This is a genomic window from Microbacterium sp. Be9 (assembly GCF_011754135.1).
GTDB lineage: Bacteria > Actinomycetota > Actinomycetes > Actinomycetales > Microbacteriaceae > Microbacterium > Microbacterium maritypicum_A.
In genome coordinates this window covers 223,280-237,282 of sequence record NZ_WNWT01000003.1, presented here as the reverse complement: position 1 = coordinate 237,282, position 14,003 = coordinate 223,280, and the positions used below count along the sequence as shown (strand labels likewise).

Annotated in this window: 11 protein-coding genes; 6 read left to right on the top strand and 5 right to left on the bottom strand. The window is 69.6% G+C overall.

Annotated elements, in window-relative coordinates:
* Positions 1–89 precede the first annotated feature (89 nt).
* Positions 90–4,289 carry an HtaA domain-containing protein gene (locus GLO27_RS20230; RefSeq protein WP_167253706.1) on the bottom strand — a complete coding sequence of 1,400 codons (4,200 nt, stop codon included), beginning with the start codon at positions 4,287–4,289 and terminating at the stop codon, positions 90–92.
* Positions 4,290–4,452: 163 nt separating this feature from the next.
* Between GLO27_RS20230 and GLO27_RS03950 the strand changes: the two genes are divergently transcribed.
* Genes GLO27_RS03950 through GLO27_RS03940 form a run of 3 tightly spaced genes read left to right on the top strand, consistent with a single transcriptional unit; the run spans position 4,453 to position 7,399 of the window.
* Positions 4,453–5,559: an ABC transporter substrate-binding protein gene (locus tag GLO27_RS03950; RefSeq protein ID WP_167253705.1), complete on the top strand. Its 1,107-nt coding sequence runs from the start codon at positions 4,453–4,455 to the stop codon at positions 5,557–5,559.
* Complete coding sequence (locus tag GLO27_RS03945) at positions 5,556–6,629, top strand: iron ABC transporter permease (RefSeq protein WP_167253703.1); 1,074 nt, start codon at positions 5,556–5,558, stop codon at positions 6,627–6,629. The genes GLO27_RS03950 and GLO27_RS03945 overlap by 4 nt, the downstream gene beginning before the upstream one ends.
* Positions 6,626–7,399, top strand: coding sequence for a heme ABC transporter ATP-binding protein (locus GLO27_RS03940; protein WP_167253701.1), 774 nt, complete (start codon positions 6,626–6,628; stop codon positions 7,397–7,399). The genes GLO27_RS03945 and GLO27_RS03940 overlap by 4 nt, the downstream gene beginning before the upstream one ends.
* Before the next feature lie 11 nt (positions 7,400–7,410).
* Here GLO27_RS03940 and GLO27_RS03935 read toward each other — a convergent pair whose 3' ends face one another.
* Positions 7,411–7,860: a MarR family transcriptional regulator gene (locus GLO27_RS03935; RefSeq protein WP_029266907.1), complete on the bottom strand. Its 450-nt coding sequence runs from the start codon at positions 7,858–7,860 to the stop codon at positions 7,411–7,413.
* A 63-nt stretch (positions 7,861–7,923) separates the two neighbouring features.
* Between GLO27_RS03935 and GLO27_RS03930 the strand changes: the two genes are divergently transcribed.
* The 3 genes from GLO27_RS03930 to GLO27_RS03920 all read left to right on the top strand — a co-directional run bounded on the left by GLO27_RS03930 (position 7,924) and on the right by GLO27_RS03920 (position 9,708).
* Positions 7,924–8,292 (top strand): VOC family protein, encoded by a 369-nt coding sequence (locus GLO27_RS03930; RefSeq protein WP_021199198.1) that lies wholly within the window; start codon positions 7,924–7,926, stop codon positions 8,290–8,292.
* Positions 8,293–8,356: 64 nt separating this feature from the next.
* Positions 8,357–9,133, top strand: a complete 777-nt coding sequence (locus GLO27_RS03925; protein WP_167253699.1) for an inositol monophosphatase — start codon at positions 8,357–8,359, stop codon at positions 9,131–9,133.
* Positions 9,134–9,255: 122 nt separating this feature from the next.
* Positions 9,256–9,708 (top strand): hypothetical protein, encoded by a 453-nt coding sequence (locus GLO27_RS03920; RefSeq protein WP_029258779.1) that lies wholly within the window; start codon positions 9,256–9,258, stop codon positions 9,706–9,708.
* Between the two features lie 13 nt (positions 9,709–9,721).
* Here the strand turns inward: GLO27_RS03920 and GLO27_RS03915 are convergent, their stop codons facing one another.
* From GLO27_RS03915 to GLO27_RS03905, 3 genes are read right to left on the bottom strand one after another with little or no spacing between them, the layout of a single operon-like run.
* On the bottom strand, positions 9,722–11,422 hold the full coding sequence (locus GLO27_RS03915) for a dihydroxyacetone kinase family protein (protein ID WP_167253697.1): 1,701 nt from the start codon (positions 11,420–11,422) through the stop codon (positions 9,722–9,724).
* 1 nt (position 11,423) lies between these two features.
* Complete coding sequence (locus tag GLO27_RS03910) at positions 11,424–12,497, bottom strand: aminopeptidase (RefSeq protein ID WP_051670959.1); 1,074 nt, start codon at positions 12,495–12,497, stop codon at positions 11,424–11,426.
* Complete coding sequence (locus GLO27_RS03905; protein WP_167253695.1) at positions 12,497–13,984, bottom strand: FGGY family carbohydrate kinase; 1,488 nt, start codon at positions 13,982–13,984, stop codon at positions 12,497–12,499. Before GLO27_RS03905 ends, GLO27_RS03910 begins: the two co-directional genes overlap by 1 nt.
* Between the last annotated feature and the right edge of the window lie 19 nt (positions 13,985–14,003).

Below are 14,003 nucleotides of genomic sequence, written 5' to 3'. Positions count from 1 at the left end.
CGCCGACGCGTGTCGCGTACCCGGGGCGTCGCGGAAGGACGGCCCTCCCCGCGTCCGCTGCGGGGAGGGCCGTCCGTATCGCGTCTCGACTAGACCTCGGTCGTCGTCTGCGCGGTCTCTTCCGTGCGGTTGCGGCGGGCGATGAGCACACCACCGGTCGCCGCGAGGGCGACGACGATCAGGCCGCCCACGATCCACGGCCACACGGGGGCGCCGTCTGATGCCGCGGGCTCGGTCGCGGTGGTCACCGCGGCGGTGGCCTCGGAGTCGGAGGCGGGCTTCTCCTCCGCGACGCCGCAGGCCGCGCCCACCGGGATCACGGCGGTGACCGGGTCGAGCTGCTCGCCTGCGGCGTAGGTGCCGAATGCGGATGCTCCGGCCTCGGTCAGCGTGGTCGGGACTGCGTCGAGCGTCAGCACGCCGTCGACGACCGCCGCGTCGCCGAGCGCGAACTCCGCGAGGCGAACGCCCTTCTGGTCGATGCTCTCGCCGCCCTGCGTCGTACCGGTCACGTCGAAGACCAGGTAGCCCTTGTCCCCAGCGAGCTCGACGGCCGCATTCCCGAGCGTCGTGTTGAGCGCACCGTCGTGACCCGTGAAGGTGATGCTGCCGCCGTAGGTCACGAGGCCCGCGAGGGTCTTGTCGTCGAACGATCCGGTGCCGTTCTCCCACACGTAGTCGGGGTACTGGTAGGCCACGTCGGTCAGCGTCCACCCGCCCTTCGCGATGCCCTCGATGTAGGTGCGGAACGACTCCTTGTATCCCCACTTGAGAGTTGCGCCCTCGACCGTGCACACACCGATCGTGGTGTTCGCCCTGTTCAGGGTGAACACGAGACCGCGGTTCACCGAGCCCTGGAACGTGAGGGTGTGCTCGCCGTCCTCGAGGCTTGCCGGCAGCGAACCCGACCAGGTCGCGATGCCGTTCGCGTCGGCCGTCACCGTCTCGAGCAGCACAGGCGTCGAGTACACGACGACCTTGATGCCCTGCTCGTTCGCGCGGAACCCGGCTGCCGACACCGTGGCCGGCTGGCCCGCTCCGAGGGCTGCGAGGTTCTCGTCGTCTGCCTGGATGCCCTCGGTCGCCGGCGGGGCAGCAGGGAGGGTGGTCTTCGGCTTCACGACAGCGGCAGCAACCGTTCCGCTCGAACCGGCCGGCGCCGCCGCGACGGAGCCGATCGTGAATGTCACCGGGTTCAGCGCGGTGCCGTAGCCGGCGAGCACGCGGTCTCGACCGGCATCCGTCAGCGCCGCGGGCGCCGCCGTGTAGGTCACGGCACCGTTGGCCGCGATGCGCGCCGCGTTGGAGAGATCGAGCGTCGCGAACGGCACCTGTGCGCCGCCGCTCGTGACGTACAGCGTCGCCGCCGATGCCGAGGTGATGCGGATCTGCGGGTTCGACACGGTCACATCGAGCACGCCCTGGTGACCGGTGAAGCGCACCGAGCCGCGATAGACGACGCTGCCGAGGCCGGTGTTCACGTCGAAGTCGCCGCCGACGGTCTGACCGAACTGGAACTGCCCGCCCGAACGGGTCGCGCCGTCGGAGACCGCGATGGAGCCCTTCGCGATGTCACCCGTGATGTAGTTCGTGAACGACGACGAGATCGCCCAGCGGAGTGATCCGCCAGGGACGTTCGTGGGCGGAGTCGTCGGGGTGACGGGCTTCTCCGGCACCGTCACACCGAACAGGTCGTCCCACTGCTGCGGGGTGATCGTCACGGTCGAGCGGGCGTAGATCGTGCTCGCGTCGGGCATCGAATGCTGCTTCCACACGATGACCTCATACGACTTCGTGCGGTCGAGGTTCTTCGCCGCGGTCGTGAGATCGACCGCGAAGGCGCCGAACGTGACCTTCTGCACGTACTGCATCGCGAGGAACCCACCATCGGCACTCACGTTGCCCTCGGTGCCGGCTTCGATCAGGGCGACATAGGCTCCAGGGATCTCGCCGAGATTGGTGGCCGCTGCTGCGACGGTCAGGCCGTCCTTCGCGGTCGCAACCTTGACCGTCGTGCCCACAGTCGGCCCCGCCGGGAAGAGCGCGTCCCACTGCTCGTCACTGACTGTGATGGCGCCGCGAGCGTAGATCGTGTTCGCATCGGGCATCGAGTGCTGCTTCCAGACGATCACCTCATACGCCTTCGTGCGGTCGAGCTTGTCGGCCGCGGCCGTCAGGTCCACCGTGAACGCGCCGCCCGTGACCTTCTGCACGTACTGCATCGCGACGAACCCGCCGCCCGCGGTGACGCTCCCTTCGGCGCCCTTCTCGATCACAGCGACGTAGGCACCGGTGATCGCACCGAGCTTCGAAGCCGCAGCGGTGATGGTCAGGCCGTCCTTCATGCTCGCCGACTTCACCGTGGAGGTGATGACCGAGGTGTCGCCGTAGTTCAGGGCGACGCTGCGCTCCTGGTCGGCGTTGACCACGCCACCGGCGGCATACGTGTAGATCCCATAGGAACCGGGGGCCGCCGCGGCGTCCTTCAGCGTCAGCGTCGCCTGGAACGTGCCGTCGGCGGCGATGTCGACCCACTGCGCACGGATCGCGCTCTGGTACTGCTCGGGAACCTGGTTCAGCACCCCCTCGGCCAGAGCCCAGGCCTGCGCGCCCACCGATCGGGTCGACGATGCCGCACCCGTCGAAGGCTGCCATGTCGAGCCGAAGTTGCCGAAGACCACGTAGGTGCCCTGCGGAAGGTGCTGGGGGATCGGCATCCCGCGTCCACCGACATTCGCGGTCGGGTCATAGCCCGAGCCCTTCACGACGACCTTGTCACCGGCTTTGAGAGCCACACCTGCGGCCGGAGTCGTGCCGTCGGCGAGGAACACCTCGATCGCCGCCGAGACCGGAGCCGGCTGCAGGCTCTCCCACTGTGCGTCGGTGACGGCGATGGTCGAGCGTGCATAGATCGTGCTCGCATCGGGGTTCGAGTGCTGCTTCCACGCGATGACCTCGTAGGACTTCGTGCGGTCGAGCTTGTCGGCGGCGGCGGTCAGGTCCACCGTGAAGGCGCCGCCGGAGATCGGGCGCACGTACTGCATCGCCAGGAACCCGCCGCTGCCGGTGACGTTCGCCTCGGTGCCCTTCTCGATCAACGCGACGTACGCACCCGGGATCGCTCCGAGCTTGGTCCCGGAGGCCGTGACGGTCAGACCGTTCGTCGCCGTCGCCGTCTTCACGGCTGTGGAGACCGTCGGAGTCTCGGTGTAGTTCAGGGCGACACTGCGCTCCTGGTCGGCGTTGATCACGCCACCGGCGGCATACGTGTAGATCCCGTAAGACCCCGGCGTCGCCGCGGCATCCTTCAGGGTCACGGTCGCCTGGAACGTGCCGTCGGCCGCGATGTCGACCCACTGCGCGCGGATCGCGCTCTGGTACTGCGCGGGAACCTGGTTCAGCACGCCCTCGGCCAGAGCCCACGTCTGCGCACCGACGGAACGGCTCGAAGATACCGCACCCGTCGAGGGCTGCCATGCCGAAGCGAAATTGCCGAACACCACGTATGTGCCCTGCGGAAGGTGCTTCGGGATCGGCACACCACGGCCCTCGGTCCCGAGGTTCGCCGCCGGGTCGTAACCCGAGCCCTTCACGACGACCTTGTCGCCGGCTTTGAGCGCCACACCGGCGGCCGGAGTCGTGCCGTCGGCGAGGAACACCTCGATCGTCGCCGACTTCGGGGTCTCGCCCGGTTCCGTACCGGGATCGGTCCCCGGATCCGTACCGGGATCGGTCCCCGGATCCGTGCCAGGATCGGTCCCCGGATCCGTGCCAGGATCGGTCCCCGGATCGGTTCCGGGGTCGGTTCCCGGATCGGTGGGGGCGGCACCGAACACCGCGTCCCACTGCCCGGCCGAGATGCCGACGTCGCCGCGGCCGTAGATCGTGGTCTCGTTCGGGTTCGAGTGCTTCTGCCAGACGAGAACCTCATAGGTCTTCGTGCGGTCCAGCGAGCCGGCCGGTGCGTCGAGCGTGAACGTGCTCGCCCCTCCGGCGACGGTCGGCATCACGAAGGCGGCGTACCCGCCACCACCGGAGAGGCCCGCCTCCGTCCCCTTCACGATGAGCGCCGCGTATGCGCCCTCGACTTCGGGGAGACCGCTCGCCTGCACCTGCACACTCACTCCGGAGGCGCCTGCGGAGGCGACCGTGGCAGTGACCATCGCACCGGCGGCGTGCGCGGGTGGCACGATCACGGCGCCGGCGGCGATGAGGAGGAAGGAGACGAAAGCGGCGAGCAGCACGCGTATGCGTGCGCTCCCGGGGGATGCTGTGGCTGTGGCGTTCACGGTTCTCCATGGCTCCGGGCGCGCAGAAGCACACGCGCGCCGGCGGTGCCGCAATGCAGTCGGGCGAGGGTTAAATTTTGGTTAGGCTCAGCTAAGTAAGCCGCCGACCCTGAGCGTAGAGGGGGGAATCAGCGCGCGTCAAGTTTTAGGATAGCCTTGCCTAATGCGTCGCGCTTCCGCCCTTCTCCTCGTCGCCGCGTTGGCCGTCGGGCTCACGGCCTGCACCGAGCCGGGAGGCACGGCCGCACCGGCCGCCGTCGCCGACGACGACTGCCCCCAGGCATCCCTCCCGCTCGCCGCACTCGATCTGATCGACGACGTCCGCGCGCACACCGGCCCATCCACCGCCTGCCTCTCGACCCACGCGATCGCGCCCGTCGACGACGACAGCGCTCCGACGCTGCCTGTGACGGTGACCGACAGCGAAGGCCACGAGATCGAGATCACCGATATCGACCGGATCCTCCCGATCGACATCTCGGGCACGATCGCGTCGACCGTGTTCGCACTCGGGCTCGGCGATCAGGTCGTCGGTCGCGACGCCTCCACCGTCTTCGCCGGCACCGAAGACCTTCCCGTCGTGACCAAGACCGGCCACACGCTCAACGCCGAGGCGATCCTCGAGCTGGCCCCGACCGTCGTCCTCACCGACACCACGATCGGCCCGAAGGAGGTGCGTCAGCAGTTGCGCGACGCGGGCATCGCCGTCGTCGTGATCTCCAGCGACCGTCGGCTCGACACCACCGACGCACTCGTGACCGAGATCGCCACCGCGCTCGGCGTGCCTCGCCGCGGGGAAGCGCTCATCGATCGACTGGACGCCTCGGTCGACGAGACGCTCGCGGAGATCGCCGAGATCGTTCCCGCCGACGAAGCCGATCGCGCCCGGATGCTGTTCCTCTACGTCCGCGGCAGCGCGAACGTCTACTACATCTTCGGAGAGGACTCCGGAGCCGACTCGCTGATCGACGCGGTGGGCGGGGTCGATGTGGCGGCCGAGATCGGGTGGGAGGGCATGAAGCCGATGACCGCCGAGGCCCTCGTCGCCGCGCAGCCCGACGTGCTGGTGATGATGACCGACGGGCTCGAATCCGTGGGCGGCATCGACGGGCTGATCGAGCGGATCCCCGCCGTGGCGCAGACCCCCGCCGGTGCGAACCGTCGCGTGATCGACATGGCCGACAGCGAGATCCTGAGCTTCGGTCCGCGCACCGCCGACGTGATCGGCGCTCTGGCCCGCGCCCTGTACGCCCCCGAGCCCGCGAAGTGACCGGGGAGGTCGTCACCCCGACTCCGACGAGGCACCGGGGCCTGCGCTTCACCCTGGTGACGGTGGGCCTGGGGATCGCGCTCGCGATCACGTGCATCGTGTCGATCACGAGCGGGCAGTACAACCTCTCCCCCGCCTCCCTCATCGGCGTGCTCCTGCGCGGCGTCGGGGTCGACACCGCGTGGGCTCCGTCGGCATCCACCGACTACGGCGTGATCTTCACCCTGCGCATGCCGCGCATCGTGCTCGGCCTCCTCGTCGGCGCCGCCCTCGCGGTCTCGGGTGTGCTCATGCAGGCGATCTTCGGCAACCCGCTCGCCGACGCGGGCGTGGTCGGCGTCTCCTCGGGCGCGGCCCTCGGCGCAGCGGCGAGCATCACGTTCGGGCTCGCGACCTTCGGCATGTGGACCACGCCCGCGTTCGCATTCCTCGGGGGCCTGGTCGCGGTGTTCTCGGTGTACTTCATCAGTCGCTCCGGAGGTCGCACCGAGGTCGTGACCCTCCTGCTCACCGGTATCGCCATCAATGCGATCGCCGGTGCCGGCATGGCCTTCTTCACTTTCCTCGGCACCACATCCACCCGCGAGCAGATCGTGTTCTGGCAGCTCGGGTCGCTGAACGGCGCGCTGTGGTCGAACATTCAGCTCGTCGCACCGCTCGTGCTGATCGGTGCGGCGGTCGCGCTGATCGTCGCACCGAGCCTGGATCTCTTCGCGCTCGGCGAGCGCACCGCGCGACACCTCGGCGTCAATGTCGAGCTGCTGCGGATCGTGGTGATCGTGACGGTCGCGCTGCTGGTGTGCGCGGCGGTCGCCTTCGCCGGGATCATCGGATTCGCCGGTCTCGTCGTGCCACATCTGATGCGGATGATGATCGGCCCCGCCCACGTGCCGCTCGTGATCGCCTCGGCGCTCGGCGGCGCACTGCTCATCGCGGTCGCCGACCTCGTGGCCCGCACGGCCGTGCCGCTCGCCGATCTGCCCATCGGCATGATCACCTCGCTCGTGGGCGGCCCGTTCTTCCTGTGGCTTCTCGTGCGCACCCGTCGTCGCTCGGGAGGGTGGGCATGACCGTCAGGCTCCGCGGGTCGGGACTCACCGTGCGCGTCGGCGAAGGGCGGACGATCCTCGACGACGCGTCCATCGCGATCCGCTCCGGAGAGGTCCACGCTCTCGTCGGGCCGAACGGGGCGGGCAAATCCACCCTGTTCGGAGTGCTATCCGGCGACGTCGCCGCACAGGCGGGAAAGGTCGAGCTCGACGGCCGGCCGATCGACCGCGTGAAGCCGCGCGTGCTCGCCCAGCAGCGGGCCGTGCTGCTGCAGGAGAACACCGTCACGTTTCCGTTCAGCACTGAGCAGGTCGTGCGCATGGGGCGGACGCCCTGGGCACGCACCCCGGCGGCCGAGGACGACGACGAGCTGATGTCCGCAGCGATGGCGCAGACCGAGGTCACGGCACTCCGGGCCCGCGCGGTGCCGTCGCTGTCCGGCGGCGAGCGCGCCAGGGTCGCCCTCGCCCGCGTGCTCGCCCAGCACACCGGCCTCCTGCTGCTCGACGAACCGACCGCGGCTCTCGACCTGAAGCACCACGAAGACGTCATGCGGCTGATCCGCGGACGCGCGGATGCCGGGATCGCGGTCGCCATCGTGCTGCACGACCTCAATGCCGCCCTCGCGCATGCCGACCGCGTCACGCTGCTCGCCGAGGGCAGGGTCGCGGCGACGGGCACTCCGGCCGAGGTGCTGACCGCCGAGCGGATCGAGCAGGTCTACGGCCAGGCGGTCGACGTGTTCCCGCACCCCGTGACCGGGGTTCCATTGGTGGTCGCGCGACGCTGATCCGCCCGGGGCTAGGACTCCTCCCGCAGCGAGCGGATCATGCTCCGGAGGATCTTCAGCGCTCCCGCCTGCTCGTCCTCGGTCATCCCGGACAGCATCCGGACCTCCACCGAGCGGACGGCGGCAGTCGCCGTCGCGAGACTCTCACGACCGCGGTCGGTGAGGCGGGCGGGGAGAGCCTTACCGACCGGGGCCTCTGCCGGCCTGGTCACGAACCCGTCCCGCTCCAGCGCCTGCAGCAGCACGTTCATCGACTGTCGCGTGACGAATGCACCTCGTGCGAGCTCGGAGTTCGACAGGCCGGGTCGTTGCGCCAGCAGTTCGAGGCAGGAGTAGTGGGTGATGGTCATCCCGAGCGGGCGCAGCACCTCTTCCATCGCAGCGCGCAGGGCACTGGACGCCTCCTTGAGCAGGTAGCCCAACGAGGTGTCGAGGTCGATCCCGTCGTGGTCTTGACTCATGTCAGTATTCTGACATACGCTGACCCGTGTCAGAAAACTGACACAAATGGAAGGACTTGCCTCATGCCCGTCACCGGCCCCGACTTCATCTCCCTTCAGGCACGCGACCTCGACGCCTCGCAGGCGTTCTACGAGCAGTACCTCGGCCTCGTCCGCTCCCCGGCAGGACCGCCTCACGCTGTCGTCTTCGAGACGGCTCCGATCGCGTTCGCCCTCCGGGACATCGCCCCGGGCACCGACCTGACCGGTGTCGCCCAGCCCGGCATCGGCACCGCGATCTGGCTTCACGCCACTGATGTCCAGTCCATCCACGATGCGCTCCTCGCCGATGGCCACACCATCGTCGCGGATCCGATCGATGGCCCCTTCGGGCGCACCTTCACCTTCGCCGACCCGGACGGATACCGAATCACCCTCCACGACCGCGCCTGACCCCCTCCGCGTGAGCCGGCCGGCGCTACGCTGGAGGATCGCCCACCGGAGGACCGATATCGCCATGCCGTCTGCATCCGACCTGCTCGACATCGCCCTCTCCGCGGCCTCAGCCGGAGCCGCCGTGCTCGCCGAGGCGGCGAGGGATCGCGACGCCTCCTCCGATGGACTGGGACTCCGCACCAAGGGCGCATCCGGCGACGTGGTCACCGAGATCGATCTGCGGGCCGAACGCGCTATCCGCGCCGTGCTCGCCGAGCACCGCCCCGACGACGAGGTGTCGGGTGAGGAGTATGCGACCACCGGCGGCGGCTCCGCGCTCCGCTGGTCGATAGACCCGCTCGACGGCACATCGAACTTCGTGCGCGGGCTGCCGCACTACGGGTCGTCCGTCGCTGTGCATGACGTGGACTCCGGTGTCTGGCTCGCCGGCGTCGTGCATGCGCCCGAGCTCGATCACGTCTACTCCGCGGGGTCAGGACTCGGCGCGTACCGCGAGTCTGGCGGCATCCGGATACGGCTGCGCGGACCGGCGACCGACGCCACTCCCGTGCTGCTCGCCGTCGGGTTCTCCTACGACCCCGAGCAGCGGGCGCGGCAGCTCGCGGAGCTCCCGACGCGCATGTCGGCGTTCACGGATCTGCGCAGCATCGGGTCTGCCGCGCTCGGACTGTGCCTGGTCGCAGAGGGCAGCGTCGACGCCTTCATCGAAACCGACCTGTACGAGTTCGACTGGGCAGCGGGCGCGCTCATCGCCGAAGAGGCAGGGCTCATCGTGAAGCGTCCGGCGACGATGCGGGGCGGCATCGTCGCCCATCCACCGCACCTGCCGGTCGCGTAGACCGATCCGAAAGCCCGCGATCTCTCACCCGAACGGGGCTGGACGGGGACCGGCGCCCCTACAATCGCGGTGAGGCGAAGCGCCAGGCCGAGATCCGGGCACCGGCGCGAGGGAGGGCTCTGGTGTTCGGTTCGAAGAAGAGGAAGCAGAAGCTCGACGACCTGATGGAGCAGCTCCGTCCCGACCTGAGTCGGAAATCGCTCGGCGTCGGACCCGACTTCCCCGGCGTCGCCCCGAACCCGCTCCTGAGCGGTGAGGCACGCAGGCGCAATGCGGAACTGCGCACAGGCACGCTCGCGCTCGGCGTTCTCGTCGACTGGCGGGAGGTCAGCAGCGACGGCAGTCCCCGCGTGGTCCTGATGCTCGATGTGGAGACCGCCGACGGCATCTCGTTCCGCGGCATCGCGGACGAAGACCTCACGATCACCGCGCTCACCCGGCTCGCACCCGGGCAGACGATGCCGGTGCGCTACCGTCCGGCGGTCATGGACCACTACGTCGCCCTCGCCGAAGACGCCGACCCCGTCCGTGTTCAGGAGCTCGCCGACGAGATCGCGAGTCGCCGGCGGGGCTGACCCGCACCGCGCCCTAGACGCCGGTCTGACCTGTGCCCTGCTGCTCTCTCACGACCTCCTCGAGGAACCGTGCCACGGCGACCGAGCCGGGATCCGCGTGACCGACCGAGCGCTCCTGCTGCCAGCCCGCCCGACCACGCCGAGACTGCCATCCGCTGCTCTCGGTGACCGCGGCGAGCGCCGCCTCCGATGCTCCGGCCGCATCCGCTCCGGCCTCCAGCGCTTCCGCGACGGGGAGCAGCACGTCGATGACGGTCTTGTCGCCGCGCACGGCCCCGCCCTGCGCGCCGATCCTCGCCGCCACCGTCTGCACGATGTCGACGAGGCCAGCGCGATCGAGGTGGATCCCCTGCGGCACCTGCTCCGCAGCGGCGAGCAGGCCGCTTCCGAGCAGAGCCGCGAAGGTCGAGGGGTTCGCTGCGGCGAACGCATCACCCGCCGCGCGCAGGATGCTGCGGGCGTCGAGGTCATCCGGAAGTTGTCGCAGTGCATCGGCGACCGCCGCGCTGCCGACCGCGACCGTGACACCGAGGTCGCCGTCGCCGAGCGCGGCATCCAGGGTGCGGAGCTCTTCGCGGTGCCGCTCCATCTGCGGCAGCACGGTCAGGAGCAGGTCGCGCAGGTCGCTGTGGGATCCGGCCAGGGTCACCTCGACCGTGGCCGCGTCTTCGTCAACGGCGGTCTCGGCCATGAGCACGCGCCCCACCGGAGCCGCCCCCTGACGGAAGAACGGTGATCCCGCCGGGTCGTGCAGCAGCTCCTCCAACTCGTCGTCGAGCTGCATGATCGACAGCGAGGCTCCGGCCATCTCCAGGCTTGTGACGTACTCGCCGATGAGCCGGTAGCCGATGGTCACCCCGGCGTCCGCGAGCGTGTGATGCACCCGCCGATACATCACGTAGAGCTCTTCGAGCGGCGTCGAGCCCAACCCGTTCACGAGCACGGCCACTCGGCGCCCCTCGGTCAGGTCGAGCTCCGTCCCGATCTCAGCCAGGAACCGGTCGGTGATCGCATCTGCCGTCTCCAACGGGCCGCGGTGGGTGCCGCGCTCTCCGTGGATGCCGACACCGATCTCCATCTCGCCCTCATCGAGCGTGAAGGTCTCCTCCCCCGCTGCCGGGAGCACGGTCGGCGACAGGCCGACCCCCATGGTGCGGGTCGACTCCGACGCCTTGCGGGTCACCCGCTCGACCTCGTCGAGGGAGGCCCCGCGGTCGGCCATCGCCCCCGCGACCTTGTAGACGAGCACGAGCCCTGCCACACCACGGCGGGAGTCCGCGCGATCGGTCGGCGCGGACTGGATGTCGTCGGCACCGAGCACCGTGCGCACCTCGATGCCCTCGGCACGGCAGCGCTCGGCGGCGATGTCGAAGTTCAGCACGTCGCCGCCGTAGTTTCCGTAGAGGTAGAGGAGTCCGGCGTCGGAGTGCACGGCGACGGACGCGGCATGGATCTGGGCGGAGCTCGGCGAGGAGAAGACGTTCCCCACGGCGACCGCCGAGCACAGGCCGCGACCGACGTAGCCGAGGAAGAACGGCAGGTGCCCCGAACCGCCACCCGTGACGATGCCGACGCGCCCCGGTGCCGGAGCATCCGTCCGCGCCAGCGCACGTCGGTCCGCCGTGACCGCCCGCAGCTCGTCGGGGTGCGCGAGGAGGATGCCTTCGAGCGTCTCGTCTACGAACGTCTGAGGGTCGTTGATGATCTTGCGCATGTCAGTGCTCCTGCCCGGAGAGGATCGGATCGTAGGTCGTGCGGTCGATGAGCACCCGCCCGTCGGCCTCGAGCCTGCCAGAGGACCGCAGGTCCTTCACGATGTCCCAGTGGATGGCCGACTCGTTCTTGCCCCCGCACTGCGGGTAGGAGCGGCCGAGCGCGATGTGCACCGTGCCGAGGATCTTCTCGTCGATCAGCAGGTCGCCGGTCATCGTCTGCACATGCGGGTTGGTGCCGATACCGAGCTCGCCCACGCGGCGGGCGCCGTCGGCCTCGAGGATGCGCTCCACGAGGTCGAGGCCGCGGGTGGCCGACACCTTCTCCACCCGCCCTGCCACGAATTCGAGCCGCAGGTCGGAGATGGTCGCCCCGCCGAACCAGAACGAACCGGGGAACGTGATGTGCCCGTCGACGCCGTCTTCCACCGGAGCGGTGGCGACCTCGCCGTCGGGCAGATTCGCCTCCCCCGCGAACGGCACCCAGGTGCGGCCGGCGCAGTTCAGGCGCAGATCGGTGTCGTCGTCGAGGATGCGCACGACCGACGTGCTCTTCAACTCGACGCAGAGCTGTTCGAGGTGCGCGCGGTGCGCGGCCCAGTCGGCGAGCGTGCCGGCGAAGAACTCCCGCTCCAGTTGCGCGCGGGGCACACCGATGAGCGCCGCCCACTCAGGGGTGGGGATGCGCACGAGAGTCCACTTGGTGCCCTGCCAGCGTGCGGTCGACACGAGGCCCTTGCCCTCGCGCTGCAGGCTGAGCCTGGCGCCGTCGATCTCCTCCGCCGGCGGTTCCATACCTCGGAACGAGACGTGCACATCGGCCCACTCCATCGAAGCCAGCTCGAGCGGTGCGGCCTCACGCAGCAGCGACTCGCTCCCGTGTTCGAGCGCGAACCGGTCGTACTTCTCCTCGACGAGCAGCACCTGGGGCATCCCGCCCCGGCGATACACCTCCTCCACGAAGGCGTCCACGGCATCGAGCACCGAGGAGGTCGTCGCGAACACCGAGACCTTCGTGCCCTCGCCGACCTCGTTCACCTCGGCGAGATGCTCCGCCAGTTCCTGCCACCTGCTCATCAGTCCACCTCTCTCAGCGCGCGCAGGGCGCGGTACGTCTTCGGGAAACTCTCGTAGGCGGCCTGCAACTGCGGGGCGGGATTCTCCTGGGGTACGACCTCGCCCGAGAAGGCGACCCAGCTTGCTGCCTGCTTCTCCGTCACGGCACCCAGGCCGATCGCCGCGAGCATCGCATCCCCGTAGGCCGCCCCGAGCGTCGCGGCGGTCTGCTGACGAAGACCCGTCAGGTCACTGACCGTCTGCACCATCACCTCGTTGTGCGTTCCGCCGCCGATCGCGACCACGCGCGGCTCGGCAGCACCGGCATCGAGCAATGCGGAGACCGCGAGCGCGATCGACTCCCCGACCCCTTCGACCACCGCACGGGCGAGATCGGCACGACCGGTCGCGAGCGTGAGACCGCTGAACAAGGCCCTGGCATCGGGGTCGTGCAGGGGTGTGCGCTCCCCGCTGAAATGCGGCAGGTGCAGCACGCCGTTCGCGCCCGGCGGCGCTGAGCGCACGAGTTCCATCAGGCGCGCGAACATCGCCGTGTCGCCGTCGCCGTGGTCGAGTCCGAGCATGTCGGCGATCCATCGCGTCGCCGTGCCCGCCGTCGAGGTTCCGGCAGCGAGGACATAACGCCCGGGCAAAGCGAACGGCGCCGCCCACAGCCGCGGATCCGCATGCGGCTCGTCGGTCACGCGGATGAAGTACCCGCTCGATCCGTACATGAGCATCAGGTCGTCGGTGGCCACGACCGATGCGCCGACCGCCTCGGCGACGGCATCCGTCGTGCCCACCAGCACCGGAGTGCCCTCGGGGATGCCGGTCGCCATGGCCGCCGCGGCTGTGACCGTGCCCGCGACATCCGTCGACCACCCGAGCCGCGGCAGAGTCTCCGGGCGGATCAGGTCGTCGATCCCATCGAGGCCCCAGTCGAGCCGAGCGAGGTCATAGCCGGGGTGGAAGTACCCCGCCGTCGCGTGGTCGATCACGACTTCGCCGGTAAGGCGCGCGACCAGGTAGCTCTGACTGGTGAGATACCACCGGGTGCGTGCGGCGACTGCTGGTTCGTTGCGCTCGATCCACAGGATCTTCGGGCCCGCGGACTGACTCGTCAGCGCATTGCCCGCCCGCCGGAAGATCTCCTCGCGCCCGAGGCGCGTCTCGAGGATGTCGATCTCCGCAGTGGCCCTGGTGTCGACCCCATAGAGGATGGCCGGGCGCAGCGGACGCAGCTCGGCATCGACCGGCAGCACGCACGGACCGATCGCGCTGCAGGCGACCGCGGCGATCACGGCATCCGGCATCGCCTTCCGTAGCGTCGAGGCGACCTCGACGACATCGTGCCACCACACTGCATCGGCATCCTGCTCGACCATGCCAGGCGCGGGAGTGCTGATCCCGTGCCGGACGCGCGCCTCGGCGTGCACGTGACCTGTGGCATCGATCAGCACGCCCTTGGTCTCATAGGTTCCGACATCGATGCCGAGGAACAGTTCCATCAGGATGCCTTTCGGATGC